This window comes from Rathayibacter sp. VKM Ac-2759, assembly GCF_009834225.1.
Taxonomy (GTDB): Bacteria; Actinomycetota; Actinomycetes; order Actinomycetales; family Microbacteriaceae; genus Rathayibacter.
On the sequence record NZ_CP047176.1, the window covers coordinates 2602913 to 2619636 of the forward strand.

Sequence of the window (16724 nt, forward strand, 5' to 3'; positions counted from 1 at the left end):
CGTCACGAGAGCGCTCCGTCCGGGGTCGGCAGCGGCGGCATCACGATCGGGCCGGTGAACGCCTGCTCGCCCGCGTCGATCGGAGGCAGCGGCAGCGGCGAGGAGTCGATCCGCTCGCCGCGTCGGCGCGGGATGGTCAGGCGGAAGCACGCGCCGCGGTCGGGCAGGGACCAGACCTGCAGCCAGCCGTGGTGCAGCGCGGTGTCCTCCTGCGCGATCGAGAGGCCGAGGCCCGTGCCGCCGAGGGTCCGTCGGCGCGAGGGGTCGGCCCGCCAGAACCGGTCGAAGACCCGGACGACCTCCTCGGAGCTCATGCCGTGGCCGTAGTCGCGGACGGCGAGGGCGACTGCGGACGCGTTGCTGTCGACGGTGACCACGATCTCGCGGCCGTCGCCGTGCTCGATGGCGTTGCCGAGGAGGTTGCGGACGATCCGGCGGATCCGGCGGGAGTCCATGTCGGCGTCGAAGTAGCCGCCGGGCGCCGAGAGGGTGAGGGCGGAGCCGTTCGCGGCGGCGATCCCGCTCATGTCCGCGATCTCCTCGCTCGCCAGCCGCACGAGGTTCACCGGCTCCAGCTCGAGCTCGGCCGACCCGGCGTCGTGGCGGGAGATCTCGAGGAGGTCGGCGAGCAGGCTCTCGAACCGGCCGATCTGGCCGTGCAGGAGCTCGACCGTGCGCTCGGCGACCGGCGGGAACGCCTCCCTCTGGTCGAAGAGGACGTCGCCGGCCAGCTTCATGGTGGTGAGCGGTGTGCGCAGCTCGTGCGAGACGTCCGAGACGAAGCGCTGCTGGACGCGGCTCAGGGTCGCGAGCTCGCTGATCTGGTCCTGGAGGCTGTCGGCCATGCCGTTGAAGGAGCGGGCGAGGGTCGCGATCACGTCCTGCCCCTTCTCGGGGATGCGGACGTCGAAGTCGCCCGCCGCCAGCCGCTGGCTGGTCTGGGCGGCGACCCTCACCGGCGCGACGACCAGGCGCACGACGACCCAGCTCACGGCTCCGATGAGCAGGACCAGCAGGATCCCGGCGATGTTGAGGACCTGCTGGACGAACTGGAGCGTCCGCTCGGCATCGGCGAGGGAGTAGCCGATGTAGAGCTCGTACCGGCCCGCCGAGCTCGGCAGCTCGAGGGTCGAGCCCACCAGGATGCCCGGCTGCTGCTCGCCCGACGAGTCGAGGGTCACCGACTGCCAGTACTGCCCGTCGACTCCGTCCTGCACGCGCTGGCGCAGCTCGTCGCTGATCACCCCGTTCTGCAACTCGCGGTTGTAGATGTCCTGCGGCGCGAGGGAGGACGCCTCCTGGTCGGGCGAGCGGACGATCGCGATCAGGGCCGACGAGGACGCGTCGCGGACCGCGGTGCGCACCGAGCTCATCACCTCCTCCATGTCCTGGCGGGTGGAGACGGTGGCGGCGTCGAGGTAGCCCTGGGCGGCGCGCGTGGCGCGGGAGGTGTCGCCGGTCACCTGGCTGAGCCGCGACTGGAACAGGTTGTCGCTGATGCTGTACGAGAGGTACGCGCCCGTGGATCCGATGGCGATGCCGCTCAGCAGGACGGTGATCGCGACCGCCCGGAACTGCAGCGAGCTCCGCCACGCACCGAGGATCCTCCGCGGCCAGCGGCGGACCGCCGGGACCCGGAACCGACGCGCGAGCGACACGGTCAGCTCGGGAGCACGGCGCCGGCGCGGTAGCCGACACCGCGGACGGTCATCACGATCCGGGGGTCGTCGGGGTCCTTCTCGACCTTGGCGCGCAGGCGCTGCACGTGCACGTTCACGAGGCGGGTGTCGGCCTTGTAGTGGTAGCCCCAGACCTGCTCCAGCAGCATCTCGCGGGTGAACACCTGCTGGGGCTTCGAGGCGAGGGCGAGGAGGAGGTCGAACTCGAGCGGGGTCAGGCCGATCCGCGCCTCACCGCGGCGGACCTCGTGACCGGCCACGTCGAGGCTGAGGTCCCCGACCTGCAGCACGGCGTTGGCCGCCACCTGAGCGGGCCGCAGCCGCGTCTTGATCCGCGCGACGAGCTCCTTGGGATCGAACGGCTTGACCATGTAGTCGTCGGCACCCGACTCGAGGCCCTGCACGACGTCGGAGGTGTCCGACTTGGCCGTCAGCATGATGATCGGCACGCCCGACTCGGCGCGGACCTCGCGGCAGACCTCGATGCCGTCGCGGCCGGGCAGCATCAGGTCGAGCAGGACGAGATCGGGCCGGGAGCGGCGGAACGCGTCGAGCGCTCCCGAGCCGTCGGCGCAGAAGAAGACGTCGTACTCCTCTGCCCGCAGCACGATGCCGATCATCTCGGCGAGGGCCGCGTCGTCGTCGACCACCAGAATTCGCGCGCTCATGAGCCTGTTCTTCCTCGTCTCGGGTCGCGCTCACCCCCCTGGGCGTCCGCGGTTACCGGCTCAGGCTAACCGACGGGGCCGGGAGGGCGCCGGGCGCGCGGCGGCGGGCGCGCACGGGCCTGTGACAGCATGGGAGGGATGACCGATGCAGCTCAGTGGCCGCCGCCCTCAGGGCCCTCCGACGCCCCTGACCGCGACGTCGTCGCGCCCGCGCCGCCGGCCCCGCCCGCGGCCTGGTCGTCGACCGGTTCCTGGCAGCAGCCGGGGCCCGCTTCGGGACCGGCGCCGGCGTGGACGCCGCCGCCCCGGCCCGGTCTCATCCCGCTCCGCCCCCTCGGCTTCGGGACCCTCCTCGGCGCGCCGTTCCAGGTGCTGCGGCGCAGCCCCCGCACCACGCTCGGCGTCGCCCTGCTCGTGCAGGGGGTCGGCTCCGTCCTCGCACTCGTGATCTACGGAGTCGTCGCCGTCCTCGCCGTCGGGCGCGTCGAGCAGGCGGACGCCGCCGACCAGGACGCGGTCGGCGCGGGCGCCCTCGCCGTCGTGATCCTCGCCGCGCTCATCCCGCTCGCCGTCGCTCTCGCCACCGGAGCCCTGGTGCAGGGCGTGGTGGTGCTGGAGGTCTCGCGCGGGGTCCTCGGCGAGCGCCCCACTCTGCGGCAGCTCCTCGGGCGCCTCCGCGGCCGGTTCTGGGCTCTCGTCGGCTGGACGGTGCTGCAGGGCGTCGGCACGGCCCTGCTGGTCGCGGCGGCGGTCGCGCTGGCCGTCCCGCTCTTCCTGCTCGGCGCGCAGAACGGCGGCGCCGGCACGATCGTCGGCGGCGTCCTCGTCCTGATCGTCGCGGGTCTCGCGGCCTCGGCGCTCGGCGTCTGGATCGGCACGAAGCTCGCCCTGGTGCCGAGCATCCTGGTCGTGGAGCGGCTCCCGATCCGTCGCGCAGTGGGACGCTCCTGGGGCCTCGTGGTCGGCGGGTTCTGGCGCACCTTCGGCGCCCTGGCCCTCATGCTCGTGATCGTGCAGGCCGCGAGTCAGGTGGTCGCCACTCCGCTGAGCCTGCTGGTGCCGATCGGCGGTGCGCTGATCGCGCCGACCGATCCGGACGCGCAGATCGTCACGTCGCTGATCGTCGCCCTCCTGTCGGTGGCGGTCGGCCTCGTCATCGGCGCCGTCGGCACGGTGCTGCAGTCGGCGGTGACCGGCCTGGTCTACCTCGACCGCCGGATGCGGCGCGAGGGCTTCGATCTCGTGCTTCTGCGCCACGTCGAGGACCGCGCGGCCGGACGGCCGACCCCGGATCCGTTCCCGGCCCCCGAGCGGGCGCCCCGGTGATCCCGGGCCTGCTCGCGGGCGCGCCGCTCGACCCCCACTCGCAGGAGGCCCGCCGCCTCCTGCTCGAGGAGCTCGCCGATCCGCGCTACCGCGCCGCGGAGCCGACGTGGTTCGACCGCACGGTGCAGGCGATCCGCGACTGGTTCTTCTCCCTCTCGGTCCCGACCGACGGCGCCGGCGTGCCGGTCGCGGCGGTGATCGGAGTCGCGGTGCTGCTCGCGCTGGTCGTCGCCGCGCTGCTCATCGCGGGGGCGCCGAAGCGGCGCCGCCGGAGCACCGTCACCGGGGCCGTTCTCGCCGACGACGACGGGCGCTCCGCCGACAGCATCCGCACCCTCGCCGAGGCGGCCGCCGCGCGCGGCGACTTCGACGAGGCCCTCGTCGAGCGCTTCCGCGCACTCGTCCGCGCCCTCGACGAGCGGACCCTGGTCAGCCACTCCCCCGGCACCACCGCCCACGGATTCGCCCGGCGCGCCTCCGCGGCCTTCCCCGGCTCCGCCGACGCCCTGCGGGCCGGCGCCGACGACTTCGATCGCGTCCGCTACCTGGGCCGGCACTGCGGCGCCCCCGAGTACGAGCGCCTGCGCGACCTCGACCGCGCGCTCGCGGCGGCGACTCCCGACCTCGGTGGTGCCGTCGATCCGCTCGCGTCCCTCGCCCCGCGCCGATGACCTCGACCGCTGACGTCACGAGCCCGACCCTCGGCGCGCTGCTGCGGCGCGGGCGCGTGTGGGCGCTGCTGCTCGCCCTGGTGGCCGTCGGCACCCTCCTGCTCACCGTCGCGACCGGCGCGCCGACCCCCGCTCCCGACCTCGACCTCGACAGCGCGGCTCCCGACGGAGCGCGAGCGCTCGCCCAGGTGCTGCGCGAGCAGGGGATCGACGTCGTCCGCGCCGACGACCTCGGCACCGCGCTCGACGCCTCGGGCGACGGCGCGACCCTGCTGATCGACGACCCGAGCGCCGTCCTGGACGAGTCGCAGTACGCGGGGCTCGGCGGCGCGGCCGGCGCGATCGTCCTCGTGCAGCCCACCGGCGCCGCGCTCGACGCCCTCCTGCCGCAGGCCGCCTTCGCCGGCGCCCCGCTGGAGGAGGGCAGCCTCCCGGCCCGCTGCTCGCTCCCCGCAGCCGAGCGCGCCGCGAGCATCCCCTCCGGCGGCAGCACCTACCGCATCCTCGAGGGCGACGCGGTCGGCTGCTTCCCGGCCGGCGACGACGCCTTCGCCCTGGTCACCGGCACCGGCCCGGGAGGTGCACCCGTCACGGCGATCGGGGACGCCGACCTCCTGCGCAACGGCACGATCGACGAGGAGGGCCGCGCGGCCCTCGCGCTGGGACTGCTCGGCGCCGAGGACCGGCTGGTCTGGTACCGCGTCGGGCTCGACGACCTGGTCGGCTCGACCGCCGCCGACCCCGCCGACCTCGCTCCGGGCTGGGTGACCCCGGCGCTCCTGCTGCTGGTGGCCGTCTTCGTCGCCTCGGCCGTCTGGCGCGGCCGCCGCTTCGGCCCCCTGGCCGTCGAGCCGCTGCCCGTCGTCGTGCACGCGAGCGAGACCGCGCGCGGTCGCGCCCGGCTCTACGCGCGCGGCGACACCCGGCTCCGGGCCCTCGACGCCCTCCGGATCGGCACGCTGCACCGCGTCGGCGCGTCGCTCGGGCTCTCACCCTCGGCCGGCGTCGACGAGATCGTGCCGGTCACCGCCGAGCTCCTCGGCCGCGACCCGGCCGCCGTCCGCCGCCTCCTGGTCGACGATCTGCCCGCCGACGACGCGGCCCTCGTGTCGGCGTCCGACGAGCTCCTCCGCCTCGAGAGCGCCGTCCGCGCCGCGCTCGTCCCCTCGACCACGCACCCCGACCGCCGACCGGAAGGCCCCCACCGATGAGCGACACGTCCCTCCCCCCGACCGGCCTGCCGCCGATCGGAGACGACGACCTGCGCGTCGAGCTCGACCGCGTGCGCACCGAGGTCGGACGCGCCGTCGTCGGCCAGGACGGCGCCGTCTCGGGTCTGCTGATCGCGCTCCTCGCCGGCGGCCACGTGCTGCTCGAGGGCGTCCCCGGAGTCGCGAAGACACTGCTCGTGCGCGCCCTGTCGGTCTCGCTCGGCCTCGACACGCGCCGCGTGCAGTTCACCCCGGACCTGATGCCCGGCGATATCACGGGCTCGCTCGTCTACGACGCCTCCACCTCGGGCTTCGCGTTCCGCGAGGGCCCCGTCTTCACGAACCTGCTCCTCGCCGACGAGATCAACCGCACGCCTCCGAAGACCCAGGCGGCCCTGCTCGAGGCGATGGAGGAGCGCCAGGTGAGCGTCGACGGGCGGACGCTCGCGCTGCCGGATCCGTTCCTCGTCGCGGCGACGCAGAACCCCGTCGAGTACGAGGGCACCTACTCGCTTCCCGAGGCGCAGCTCGACCGCTTCCTCCTCAAGCTCGTCCTCGAGGTGCCGCCGCGCGATGTCGAGGTCGAGGTGCTGGCGCGCCACGCGGCCGGATTCGATCCGCGCGACCTCGCCGCCGCGGGCGTGCACCCCGTGCTCGACGCCTCGCGCCTGCACGCGGCCCAGGAGGCGGTCCGCCGCGTCGGCGCCGGTCCCGACGTGCTCGGCTACATCGTCGACGTGGCGCGCGCCACCCGGCAGAGCCCGAGCGTGAAGCTCGGCGCGAGCCCCCGCGGCTCGACAGCGCTGCTCGCCGCGTCCCGCGCGTGGGCCTGGCTCAACGGCTACAGCTCGATCACCCCCGATCACGTGCAGGCGATGGTGCTGCCCGTCCTCCGGCACCGCATCCAGCTCCAGCCGGAGGCCGAGCTCGAGGGCGTGCGCACGGAGGCGGTCCTCGGCGGCATCCTCCAGCAGGTCCGCGTCCCGGTCTGAGCCGTGCACCTCACCGGGCGCTCCGTCCTCGTCCTGCTCCTCGGTCTCGTGCCGGTCGTCCTCTTCGGCGGGCGCGCCGAGACCGCGTTCGGCGTGCTCGGGCTCTGGCTGCTGCTCTGGCTCGTCCTCGTCGGAGTCGACCTCGCGGTCGCGGGATCGCCGCGCGCCGTCGTCGTCGAGCGCCGGGTCGCGGACCGGGTGCGCCTCGGCGAGCGGGCCGAGGCGGCCCTCCTGATCGCGAACACGGGCCGGAGGCGGATCCGCGGGATGGTCCGCGACGCCTGGGAGCCGTCGGCGGGCGCGGTCGCGACCCGTTCGCCGCTGCGCCTCCCGCCCGGTGAGCGGCGCTCGGTGACGACGGTGCTCGTGCCCCGCCGGCGCGGCGAGCGGCGGGCCCTGCACGTCACGGTGCGCTCGGAGGGGCCGCTCGGACTGGCCGGCCGGCAGGCCACCCTCGCCGCCCCCGCGGTGATCCGCGTGCTGCCGCCCTTCCGCTCGCGGCGGCACTTGCCGTCGAGACTGGCGCGCCTCCGCGAGCTCGAGGGACGCACGAGCGTGATGATCCGCGGCCAGGGGACCGAGTTCGACAGCCTCCGCGAGTACGTCCGCGGCGACGACGTCCGCTCGCTCGACTGGCGTGCGACCGCGCGCCGACGCGAGCCCGTGGTGCGCACCTGGCGGCCCGAGCGCGACCGGAGGGTGATCCTCGTGCTCGACACCGGGCGCACCAGTGCGGCGCGCATCGACGACGAGCCGCGCCTCGACACCGCGATCGAGGCGTCGCTCCTGCTCGCCGCCCTCGCCGCCTCGGCGGGCGACCGCGTCGACGTGCTCGCCTTCGACCGGACGCGGCGCGCCCGCGTCCACGGCGCGACCGGCACGGAGGTCCTCGGCCGCGTGGTCGACGCTCTCGCCCCCGTCCAGCCGCAGCTCCTCGAGACCGACTGGTCCGCCGTCCCCGCCCAGGTGCGCACTCTCGCCTCGCAGCGCTCCCTCGTCGTCCTGCTGACCGCGCTCGACTCCGTCGGCTCGGCCGAGGGCATGCTCGCCGTCCTCCCCCAGCTCACCCGGCAGCACACCGTCGTCGTCGCCTGCGCCCTCGATCCCGAGCTGGTCGAGCTGGCCGCCGATCGCAGCGACCGCAGCGCCGTCTACACGGCCGCCGCGGCCCAGCGCTCCCTCACCGACTCCGACCGCCTCGCCGCGGCCGTGCGCCGGCTCGGCGGCGACGTCGTCCTCGGGAGTCCCGAGCGGCTCCCCCCGCTCCTCGCCGACCGCTACATCGCGTTGAAGGCCGCCGGGCGGCTCTGAGGCCGCGACTCAGCTCTCGGCGATGCTGCGGGAGCCCGCGCCGAAGCGGTCGAGGTCGCCCGTCTCGCCGGCCCGCGCGGCACGGCGGCCGACGACCACCGTGTAGACCAGGAACGCACCGAGCGCGACCGCCCCGATGCCGATCTTGAGCCACCACGGCCACGGAGCCGGGGTCACGAAGCCCTCGATCACTCCCGACACCAGCAGCACGAAGACCAGTCCGATCGCGACCGTGAAGAGACTCCGCGCGTCCTCGGCGAGGGCCTGACCCCGGGTCCGCGGGCCCGGAGCGATCCAGGCCCAGAAGATGCGCAGGCCCGCCGCCGCCGCGACGAAGACGGCCGTCAGCTCGAGCTGGCCGTGCGGAGCGATGTAGAGGAAGAACGTGTCGCCCTCGCCCACGTGGAACATCACCGCGATCGACGTGCCGAGGTTCTGCGCGTTCTGCAGCAGGATGTACGGCACGTAGACGCCGACGATGCCGAAGGCGACGCACTGGGCGGCGATCCAGGCGTTGTTCGTCCAGACCTGGCCCGCGAACGAGGCCGCCGGGTTCTCGGAGTAGTAGTCGATGAAGTCGTTCTGCGCGAAGCGGCGCAGCTCCTCGTCGTCGCCGAGGGACGCGAGCAGACGAGGGTCGCCGAGGATCCACACCGCGTACAGCGTGGCGACCAGGGCCGTCGCCAGCGCGACCGCGAGGGTCAGCCAGCGGAGGCGGTACAGCGCCGCCGGCAGCGACAGCACGACGAAGCGCGAGACGGCCGCCAGGGGCTCGTCGCCGGTGCCGGTGAGGCGGCCGCGCGCCCGCGACAGCGAGACGGCGAGCCGGGTGCCGACCGCCGTGGAGCCCGCGGTGGAGGTGATGGCGGCGAGATCGGCGGACGCCGACTGGTAGCGCTCGACGAGCTCGTCCGCCTCGTTCCCGCTCAGCCGGCGCTTGCGCGAGAGCTCGTCCAGGCGCGTCCACTGAGCGCTGCGCGCGGCCGAGAGAGCGTCGATGTCCATCTGTTGAGATGATAGCCGCGACTGTTTCTCGGCCGCGGCCCAGGACCGACCGGGAGGAACCGATGGACGACGACGGCGAGTCCGGTCTGATCACCGGCGAGGCGATCGCGCTCGACGTCCCGGTGACCTCGTTCGTGCTCCGCGCCTCCGGAGCGATCATCGACCTGCTCGCCGAGCTGGTGCTCGCCTTCGGTCTGTTCTACCTGGTCGCCTCCCTCGCCGGCGAGGGAGGCCTCGACGAGGCGGCCCTCGCGGCCGTCGCGATCGCGGCGCTCGTCGTCTCGGTCGTCGTCGTCCCGGTCGTCGTCGAGACGGCCACCCGCGGTCGCTCGCTCGGCAAGCTCGCGGTCGGTGCGCGGATCGTCCGCGACGACGGCGGCGCGATCGGCTTCCGGCACGCCCTCGTCCGCGGTCTCACCGGGGTGCTCGAGATCGTGATGACGCTGGGCGGGCTCGCCGCGGTGGTCGGGCTGCTCTCGCGGCAGTCGCGCCGTCTGGGCGACATCCTCGCGGGCACCAGGAGCCAGCTCGAGCGCGTCCCCCGGGTGGAGCCGCTCGAGGTCGAGGTGCCGGCGCCGCTGCGGGGCTGGGCCGCGACCGCGGACGTGGCGCGCCTCCCGGACGCCCTGGCGCGGCGACTCGCGCAGTACCTGCGCCAGCGCGGACGGATGACCGAGCCGTCGCGCTCGCAGCTGGCGGCCTCGCTCGCCCAGGAGGCCTCGGCGTTCGTCTCCCCGCTGCCGGACGCGCCGGCCGAGGAGTTCCTGCTCGGCGTGGCCGCCCTGCGACGGGCTCGGGAGGCCCGTGCGCTCGGCCTCGCCGATCAGCGGCTCCGTCGTCTCGCGCCGGTGCTCGCCGACGCGCCGCGCGGATTCCCCGAGCGCGAGCCCGCCCGGCCCCTCGATCAGCCCGTCGGAGGCGACGGCTCGCTGTAGCGCACCGTGCGCCAGCCCCGCGGCACCAGCAGTCGACGGTCGTGCTCGGCGCAGAGGTCGTAGCCGTGCGGGTCGGGTGCCGGGCTGAGGGGGCCCACGGCCACGAGCGAGTCGCGGTAGTCGTACGTGAGGGTCACGGTGGCGTCGGAGCGGCACCCGGTGCGCGAGCACAGGCGCTCGTGGTCCGCCGCGCCCTGCCCGTTCATCGGGCTCAGAGTAGCAAGGGCCCGGGAGGCACCGGCTCCCAGGCGCATAGGCTTGGCGCATGCCCCGCGCTCGTCGTTCCACCGCTCGTCAGGCGACCACTCTGCGCAGCGGATCGCGGGACAGGCACGGGCGCGGCATCCGCGGCCAGGTCACCGGACCGCACCTGCCGCCGCTGCAGACCCGCACCGACTTCTTCGAGATGACGATCGGCTCGGCCATCGACTACCTCCGCGGCCTGTGGCCGGAGGAGCTGGCCGGCATCCACGTCGACGTCGCCACGACGCCCGACGTCGACCCGGCGCGACTGCACGGCACGGGCATCGCCCGGTGGCGCGTGGACCACGCCGCGCGGCGCATCACGCTCTACCGCGTGCCCATCGAGCGGCTCGCCAAGCTGCACCGGCGCGACGACTGGCACCAGCGGATGCTCATCGAGAGCTATGTGTTCCGCGCGGTCGCCGAGCTGCTCGGCCGCGACCCGTGGGACATCTCCCCGGACCGCTTCCGCCACCACTGACGGCAGCGGCCGGTCCGACCGGCTCCCGCCTCAGTGCGAGTACACCGTCACCGGGGACGAGAGCGGCCCGGGCGGCACGACCGGGTACGACGCGATCCGCCCCTCGTTCGCGATCGAGACGGAGGCCTGCACCGGCTGGTCGCTCGAGACGACGACCGAGTCGGTCCCGAGCTCGGTCGACGCCGCCGCGTACGGCCCGATCTCGAGCGTGCGCGAGCCGGAGGCCGACTCGATCACGACCGACGCCGAGGAGTCGCTCGCGTTCGCGAGGTGCAGTCGCGCGCCCGCCTCGCCCGTGTTCCCGACGCCGAAGGGCACGGAGGTCGAGGTCCCCGAGGCGAACCACGCGAAGTCCGTCCCCGCGGAGCCGGTCGAGGTCGAGCGCCCGGCGGCGACGACGGGCTGGTCGGAGGAGAGGGTCACCCGGTACGAGCCGTCGGCCAGCCCCGTGAGAGGGACCTCGCCGACGCGTCCGGCGGCCACCACGACCTGGGTCGAGGTGCCGAGTCCGCTCGGGTCCTCGTTCGCGACCTCGATCGAGACGGTGCTGTCGGCGTCACCGGGGGCGAGGATCCGCAGCACCGGGGCGCCCGCTCCTCCGCTGCCGTCGTCGCTCGCGGTGTCGGCGGGGGGCGAGGCGACCGTGAATCCCGAGACGACCGTGACCGTCGACGGGTCCGCGGAGGGGGACGAGGTCTCGACGCCCTCGGGCGTCAGGCCCGAGATCGCGGTGGACTGCAGGCTCGCAGCGATCTCGCCGCCGCGGGCCGTCACGCGGACGACGGGCTGGACGACGTCGGGCGCCAGCCCGGCGAGGGGCAGCGTGCGGACCGCCCCCGCCGGCACGACGACTCCGGTCGCGCCCGTGGCCGACACGAGCCCCTGCTCGCCGTAGAGGGTGAGGTCGACGGTCGCCGCGACCTCGCTCGCGTTGGCGAGCACGAGGACGGAGGTGCGGCCGACGTCGGTCGATCCGGCGACGATCCAGCTGTCGGCGGTCGGCTCGGCGCAGCCGTGAGCCGACAGACCCGAGACCGACTCGTTCGCGATCGACTGGGTCGTCACTCCGCCCGGAGTCGGGTCGGACTCGGCCGGGACGCTCAGCCCGTCGATGCCGGAGCCGGGGTCGGCCACGTCCGCCTCGGTCAGCGCGGTGGAGCCCGACACCGAGTCGGACGGCCACACGGCGGTCGCCGAGCCGCCGAAGGAGCGCAGCTCCTCGGGCTCGCCGGCGTCGATGAGGTCTCCGGTGCAGACGAGGGCGCCGTCGGCGGCGACAGGGCTGACCACGACGCCCTCGGCGGCGCGGCTCACCTCGGGCAGAGGGAGGACCTGCGGGAGGACGACCGCGGCGGCCGCGATCGCGAGACCGGCGGCTCCTGCCGTCGCGCGCAGTGCCGACCGGCGGCGGCGCGCCGCGGACGGCGCCTTCCGGGTCGCCGGGGCGGACTCCTGCTTGCGGCGGTCGGCGCGCTTCGGGCGGCTCTCGGGCGCGGCCTCCGCCGTGGTCTCCTGGTCGGTCGGATCAGACATCGTCGTTCCCGTCGTCGAACTGGCCGGTCGCTTCGCCCGGTTCGTCGTCGATCCCGGCGACGGCACCGCCTGAGCGGGCGCGCTCGAGGGACAGTCCGGTCGGCACCGCGAGGAGGAGGGCGACGAGGAAGACGAGGAGGACGCCGATCGTGTAGGCGATGCCGAAGGGACCGACCACTCCGCTCGGGGCGGGATCGGCCCGGACGCCGTCGTCGTCGACCGCGCTCCAGAGGAGGCCGTAGCGCGTGTCGCCGACGGCCGAGAAGGCCGCGTTCCCGTCGAGCGAGACGGCGGCGCGGGAGCGGACGGCCGAGGCGGCGTCGCCGACCTCGGCTCCGGCGGGGTCCGTCAGCACCACGAACCGGATGCCCAGCTCGTCGAGAGCGGAGTCGACGTCGAAACCGGTGCGCGAGACGAGGTTGCCGGCGAGCTCGTCGATCGCGTCGGTGCTCTCGGCGCCGGTCGCGGCGAGGGTGGACTGCTGGTCGAGTGTCGCGCCTGCTCCGCGCTCGAGGCGGGCGAGGATGCCGCCGTCTGCCTGGGGGACGAGCACGATCGTGCCGACCCGGGGGTCGTTCTGCGCCTCCGCCGCGACGTACGCCGGCAGCGAGCGGTCCGACGTGGTCGAGACCTCGCTCTCCCCGTTCGGGAAGGCGATCGCCAGCGGGGCGACGGCGACGATCGTGGCGGCCGTGACGACCAGGGCCGGGACGAGGCGGAACGAGGGCAGAGCGGCGACCGAGAGGGAGAAGCCGATCACGAGCCCGAGCCAGTAGAGGCTGAGACCCGTGCCGCTCCAGACCGCCACCGACTCCGATCCGCTGGTCGCGACCTGGAGGCCCTGCGCGAGCGTCGCAGTGACGAGGCCGAGGGCGGCCACGCCGACTCCGCCGAGCGCCGAGAGATTGTTCGGGAGCAGGAGGGAGGCCAGGGCGGCCACGATCAGGGGCAGGATCAGCACGGCCGTCGCGATCGGCGCGGCCGCCTCCGAGATGCCGAGGTTCTGGAGGAAGCCGAGCCAGCCGTCCGTGAACTGCGAGGGGAAGCCCGCGAGGAGCGAGAACAGGTCGACCCGCGCCGAGGCGAGCGGGACCCCCGGGTCGGCGAGGATCGCGAACCAGTCGCCGCGCCCGCCCTGCGCGACGATGATCGGGAACAGCAGGGCCAGCCCCGGGATCGGCAGACCGGCGAAGCGGCCGATGCGGCGGCCGGCGGTCGCGAGCACGACGATCCAGACGGCCAGCAGCGGCAGCGCCAGGATCGGCGCGCAGGCGACGACGACCGCGGCGAGGATCGAGGCGGTCGCGGAGGAGGACCAGGAGCGGTAGGCGCCGAAGCCGGCGAAGAAGAGCCAGGGCAGCAGCACGTGCACGAGGATCGCGGCCGGGCGCCCGTCGGACTGCGCGGCGAAGAAGGCCGGGGCGAGGATCCAGACGAGGGACCCGACGGCCCGTGCGATCGGCCGCGGAGTGATCCGCGCGATCATCAGCCACGCCCCCATCGCGGCGAGCGGCAGCGCCGTGAGGTAGAGGAGGACCATCGAGAAGCTCGGGGCCCAGAAGGTCAGCGAGCCGAGGACCGCGAGGACGGCCGCGAAGGGGTCCGCCGCGCCGATGAAGCCGGCGCCGAGGTCGCGCCAGCCGTAGGCCGCGTTCTGCCAGAGCTCGCCGACCGTGGGCGAGAGCGTGAGGAGCCCGCCCCCGCTGATCGCGGTCGCGGCGATGAGCGGCGTGTAGAGCACGAGGCCCGCGAGGGCCGCGACGAGCACGATCCACACTCCCCCGCCCTGGAAGAACTGCAGCGGGTGGCGCTCGCGGCTGGCCTGGACGCGGACCGCGTCGTGCCGGACCGAGCGGAGCTGGCGGACCACGTCGAGCGGGATCCGCAGAGGCGCGATCGCCTTCCAGCCCACGTTCTTCGAGGAGCGGAGCAGGCGGCGGGCCCGGAGCACCTTGGTGGCGCCGAACGCGACGACGACGGCGGCGAGCAGCTCGCCTCCCACGAGGCCGGGCTGCTTGCGCAGCAGGCGGACGACGGCGCGGCCGACGGCGAGCGGCACCAGCGACAGCCAGTGCAGAACGAGCAGGGCGACGGGCGCGTACGCGAGCCGGCGGTGGAGCTGCGCGGTCCGGTGCTGGCGCGCGCGCCGACGCTCGCCGCTGTCGATGCGGCGGCCGTCGGGGCGCTGGAGCCCGATGCGGGCGGTGGTGACCCGGGCGTCGGGCACGCGGCTCACGCGGTGACCGGCGAGGCGGGTGCGGATCGAGAAGTCGAGAGCGTCGTCGACGACGGGGAGTCCGGGGTCGAAGCCGCCCAGCTCCTCCCAGAGCGAGTGGCGGACGAGCATGCCGCCCGCCGCGACGGCGAGCACATCGGGCGTCGCGTCGTGCTGTCCCTGGTCGAGCTCGTCCTCGACGAGGTGGACGGTCGTGCCGTAGCGCGTGATCGACTCGCCGTAGCTGCGGATGTAGCCCGAGCGCGTCCAGTCCATGACCTTCGGCCCAGCCACCGCGACCGAGGGAGCGACCTCGACCGCGCCGAGCAGTGCCGCGAGGGCGCCGGGCTCGGGGGCCGAGTCCTGCGCGAGCAGCCACAGCCACTCGTCGTCGCCGGCCGGGGGCTGCATCACCCGCACCGCTCGCCCGACGGCCTGCCCGAACGGCAGGTTCTCGGCCACCTGGACGAGCTGGTTCGGACCCCAGCCCGAGAGCAGCTCCCCCGTCGTGTCCCGCGAGCCGCCGTCGACGAACACGGTCGCGTCGGGTCGGCGGGTCTGCGCCCGCAGCGCCGCGAGGGTTCGTTCGAGGTACGCCGCGCCGTTGCGCGCGACGAGGACGGCGGTGACTCGTGGATACATCGCGGACCACCCTAGGCGATGGCGACCGCGGGCCCGCCTGCGGCTCGCCGCCCTCCGCCGCCTCTCCCCCTGCGCTCACGATCGAGAGGAGAAACGCCGGCCAGCCCACGCGTCCGCGACGCCACAGCCACCTGAGGGGCGAGCCGCGCCTCGAGTCGCACCGCACGCCCCGCCTCTAGGCGAAGCACGCGATGGCTCGGCATCGCGTGTCCCGCCGGGAGGGCGAAGAAGAGATGCCTCGGCATCGCGTGTCCCGCCGGGAGGGCGGAACTCAGGCTCGGCGTCGGAGCTTGCGGCGCTCGCGCTCGGAGAGGCCGCCCCAGATGCCGAAGCGCTCGTCGTTCTCGAGGGCGTACTCGAGGCACTGCGCGCGCACCTCGCACGAGGTGCAGATCTTCTTGGCGTCGCGGGTCGAGCCGCCCTTCTCGGGGAAGAAGGCCTCGGGGTCGGTCTGTGCGCAGAGCGAGTCGACCTGCCACGAGAGGGCGCCGCCGGGCGCCTCGGTCTCGGTGTCGATGCCGGGGCGGACGCCGGGGACGCCGAGCCGGACGGGGTCGACGAACCAGTCCTCGGGGACTCCGGTGCGCCCGGGCACGCCGCTGCGACGCGGTTCCCCGGAGAGATCGTCGGTCATCGCCATACCGTCTCCTGCCCGCCTGCGTCCGATGCTCGGCATGCCGCTCCTCACCGGAGCTGCCGCCAAGGTAATTACACCGGTGTCATTCGCTGAGGTCAAGTCGCGGACCATAAACCCTCAACCCTCCGTGGAGGGTTCACGACACACCGGCGTGTCGAGACCGTGTCCGATCTCGCGGGCGGCGTCAGGCCGTCGCGCCGCTGCGCGCGCGCCAGGCGCTCTCGACCATCTCGGCGAGGGAGTGGCGCATCTCCCAGCCCAGATCGCGGGCCGCGTTCTCGCCCGAGGCGACGATGCGGGGCGGGTCGCCCGGGCGTCGCGGGGCGACCTCGGGAGTGAACGCGATGCCGGTGCTGTCGGCGATCGCGCGCATGATCTCGCCGACCGAGGCGCCGGTGCCGCTCCCGAGGTTGTAGACCGGATCGATCGGCTCGCCGGCCGAGAGGCGGCGCGCCGCGGCGACGTGCGCGAGTGCGAGATCGGCCACGTGGATGTAGTCGCGGACGCAGGTGCCGTCCGGAGTGGGGTAGTCGTCGCCGTTGATCCGCGGGGTGCGCCCCGCGAGCAGCGCCTCGAAGACGAGGGGGAAGAGATTGTGCGGGCTCGTGTCGTACACGTCCGGGTAGCCGGAGCCGACGACGTTGAAGTAGCGCAGCGAGGAGTGGCGCACTCCGTGCGCCCGGCCCGCGTCGGCCAGCAGCCACTCGCCGATCAGCTTCGTCTCGCCGTAGGGCGACTCGGGGCTCTTCGGAGTCTGCTCGGTGACGAGGTCGACGTCGACGGCCCCGTAGACGGCCGCACTCGACGAGAAGACGATCGACGACACTCCCGCCCGCTCCATCGCCGCGAGCACCCGCATCGTCGCCGTCACGTTCTGCTCGTAGGTGTGCAGGGGGCGCTGCACCGACACGCCGGCGTACTTGAAGCCCGCGACGTGCACGACGCCCTCGATCGAGTGCTCGGCGAAGACGCGGTCGAGCAGGGCCTCGTCGAGGATCGAGCCGCGGTGGAACGGCACGCCCTCGGGGACGAACGACTCGTGCCCCGAGGAGAGGTCGTCGATGACGACGGGGTCGATGCCCTGCTCCGAGAAGGCGCGCACCACGTGCGCCCCGATGTACCCGGCTCCCCCGGTGACCAGCCATGCCATGCGCTTCTCCTCGCTGTCGGGCGCC

General features: G+C 74.4%; 15 protein-coding genes. 7 read left to right on the top strand and 8 right to left on the bottom strand.

From position 1 onward, the window contains the following. Positions 1-2 precede the first annotated feature (2 nt). Both mtrB and mtrA read right to left on the bottom strand, forming a co-directional pair. Positions 3-1658 carry an MtrAB system histidine kinase MtrB gene (gene mtrB / locus GSU68_RS12030; RefSeq protein WP_208544563.1) on the bottom strand — a complete coding sequence of 552 codons (1656 nt, stop codon included), beginning with the start codon at positions 1656-1658 and terminating at the stop codon, positions 3-5. A gap of 2 nt (positions 1659-1660) precedes the next feature. Then, the gene (mtrA, locus tag GSU68_RS12035) at positions 1661-2347 is read right to left on the bottom strand and encodes an MtrAB system response regulator MtrA (protein ID WP_159908627.1); all 687 of its coding nucleotides are present in this window, start codon (positions 2345-2347) and stop codon (positions 1661-1663) included. Between the two features lie 138 nt (positions 2348-2485). Here mtrA and GSU68_RS12040 point away from each other — a divergent pair, with 138 nt between their 5' ends. The 5 genes from GSU68_RS12040 to GSU68_RS12060 are packed head-to-tail and all read left to right on the top strand — an operon-like array spanning position 2486 to position 7858. Then, the gene (locus tag GSU68_RS12040) at positions 2486-3673 is read left to right on the top strand and encodes a hypothetical protein (RefSeq protein ID WP_159908629.1); all 1188 of its coding nucleotides are present in this window, start codon (positions 2486-2488) and stop codon (positions 3671-3673) included. Beyond that, positions 3670-4344 (top strand): DUF4129 domain-containing protein, encoded by a 675-nt coding sequence (locus GSU68_RS12045; protein WP_159908631.1) that lies wholly within the window; start codon positions 3670-3672, stop codon positions 4342-4344. The genes GSU68_RS12040 and GSU68_RS12045 overlap by 4 nt, the downstream gene beginning before the upstream one ends. Beyond that, entirely contained in the window at positions 4341-5555 is a 1215-nt protein-coding gene (locus GSU68_RS12050; RefSeq protein ID WP_159908633.1) for a DUF4350 domain-containing protein, read from the top strand. The genes GSU68_RS12045 and GSU68_RS12050 overlap by 4 nt, the downstream gene beginning before the upstream one ends. Further along, positions 5552-6547: a MoxR family ATPase gene (locus GSU68_RS12055; protein WP_159908635.1), complete on the top strand. Its 996-nt coding sequence runs from the start codon at positions 5552-5554 to the stop codon at positions 6545-6547. Before GSU68_RS12050 ends, GSU68_RS12055 begins: the two co-directional genes overlap by 4 nt. 3 nt (positions 6548-6550) lie before the next feature. Next, a complete protein-coding gene (locus GSU68_RS12060; protein WP_159908637.1) occupies positions 6551-7858 on the top strand; it encodes a DUF58 domain-containing protein in 1308 nt (435 codons plus the stop codon). A 9-nt stretch (positions 7859-7867) separates the two neighbouring features. Here the strand turns inward: GSU68_RS12060 and GSU68_RS12065 are convergent, their stop codons facing one another. Continuing rightward, positions 7868-8863: a stage II sporulation protein M gene (locus GSU68_RS12065; protein ID WP_159908639.1), complete on the bottom strand. Its 996-nt coding sequence runs from the start codon at positions 8861-8863 to the stop codon at positions 7868-7870. Between the two features lie 62 nt (positions 8864-8925). On the opposite strand from GSU68_RS12065, the gene GSU68_RS12070 reads away from it, so the two are divergent. After that, on the top strand, positions 8926-9798 hold the full coding sequence (locus GSU68_RS12070) for an RDD family protein (protein ID WP_159908641.1): 873 nt from the start codon (positions 8926-8928) through the stop codon (positions 9796-9798). Here GSU68_RS12070 and GSU68_RS12075 read toward each other — a convergent pair. Further along, positions 9768-10004 carry a DUF3499 family protein gene (locus GSU68_RS12075; RefSeq protein WP_159908643.1) on the bottom strand — a complete coding sequence of 79 codons (237 nt, stop codon included), beginning with the start codon at positions 10002-10004 and terminating at the stop codon, positions 9768-9770. The genes GSU68_RS12070 and GSU68_RS12075 overlap by 31 nt on opposite strands. A gap of 59 nt (positions 10005-10063) precedes the next feature. On the opposite strand from GSU68_RS12075, the gene GSU68_RS12080 reads away from it, so the two are divergent. After that, the gene (locus tag GSU68_RS12080; RefSeq protein ID WP_159908645.1) at positions 10064-10522 is read left to right on the top strand and encodes a metallopeptidase family protein; all 459 of its coding nucleotides are present in this window, start codon (positions 10064-10066) and stop codon (positions 10520-10522) included. A 30-nt stretch (positions 10523-10552) separates the two neighbouring features. Here GSU68_RS12080 and GSU68_RS12085 read toward each other — a convergent pair whose 3' ends face one another. The 4 genes from GSU68_RS12085 to galE form a co-directional block, all read right to left on the bottom strand. Next, the gene (locus tag GSU68_RS12085; RefSeq protein WP_159908647.1) at positions 10553-12055 is read right to left on the bottom strand and encodes a DUF5719 family protein; all 1503 of its coding nucleotides are present in this window, start codon (positions 12053-12055) and stop codon (positions 10553-10555) included. After that, a complete protein-coding gene (locus GSU68_RS12090) occupies positions 12048-14912 on the bottom strand; it encodes a glycosyltransferase family 2 protein (protein ID WP_159908648.1) in 2865 nt (954 codons plus the stop codon). The genes GSU68_RS12085 and GSU68_RS12090 overlap by 8 nt, the downstream gene beginning before the upstream one ends. 271 nt (positions 14913-15183) lie before the next feature. Continuing rightward, positions 15184-15546, bottom strand: a complete 363-nt coding sequence (locus tag GSU68_RS12095; protein WP_159908649.1) for a WhiB family transcriptional regulator — start codon at positions 15544-15546, stop codon at positions 15184-15186. 187 nt (positions 15547-15733) lie between these two features. Then, positions 15734-16699 carry a UDP-glucose 4-epimerase GalE gene (gene galE / locus GSU68_RS12100; RefSeq protein ID WP_159908650.1) on the bottom strand — a complete coding sequence of 322 codons (966 nt, stop codon included), beginning with the start codon at positions 16697-16699 and terminating at the stop codon, positions 15734-15736. Between the last annotated feature and the right edge of the window lie 25 nt (positions 16700-16724).

Excerpts from the sequence above, each read along its gene's own strand:
- mtrA (WP_159908627.1), bottom strand. The coding sequence starts at position 2,347 with ATGAGCGCGCGAATTCTGGTGGTCGACGACGACGCGGCCCTCGCCGAG.
- GSU68_RS12040 (WP_159908629.1), top strand. The coding sequence starts at position 2,486 with ATGACCGATGCAGCTCAGTGGCCGCCGCCCTCAGGGCCCTCCGACGCC.
- GSU68_RS12050 (WP_159908633.1), top strand. The coding sequence starts at position 4,341 with ATGACCTCGACCGCTGACGTCACGAGCCCGACCCTCGGCGCGCTGCTG.
- GSU68_RS12055 (WP_159908635.1), top strand. The coding sequence starts at position 5,552 with ATGAGCGACACGTCCCTCCCCCCGACCGGCCTGCCGCCGATCGGAGAC.
- GSU68_RS12065 (WP_159908639.1), bottom strand. The coding sequence starts at position 8,863 with ATGGACATCGACGCTCTCTCGGCCGCGCGCAGCGCTCAGTGGACGCGC.
- GSU68_RS12070 (WP_159908641.1), top strand. The coding sequence starts at position 8,926 with ATGGACGACGACGGCGAGTCCGGTCTGATCACCGGCGAGGCGATCGCG.
- GSU68_RS12075 (WP_159908643.1), bottom strand. The coding sequence starts at position 10,004 with ATGAACGGGCAGGGCGCGGCGGACCACGAGCGCCTGTGCTCGCGCACC.
- GSU68_RS12080 (WP_159908645.1), top strand. The coding sequence starts at position 10,064 with ATGCCCCGCGCTCGTCGTTCCACCGCTCGTCAGGCGACCACTCTGCGC.
- GSU68_RS12085 (WP_159908647.1), bottom strand. The coding sequence starts at position 12,055 with ATGTCTGATCCGACCGACCAGGAGACCACGGCGGAGGCCGCGCCCGAG.
- GSU68_RS12090 (WP_159908648.1), bottom strand. The coding sequence starts at position 14,912 with ATGTATCCACGAGTCACCGCCGTCCTCGTCGCGCGCAACGGCGCGGCG.
- GSU68_RS12095 (WP_159908649.1), bottom strand. The coding sequence starts at position 15,546 with ATGACCGACGATCTCTCCGGGGAACCGCGTCGCAGCGGCGTGCCCGGG.
- galE (WP_159908650.1), bottom strand. The coding sequence starts at position 16,699 with ATGGCATGGCTGGTCACCGGGGGAGCCGGGTACATCGGGGCGCACGTG.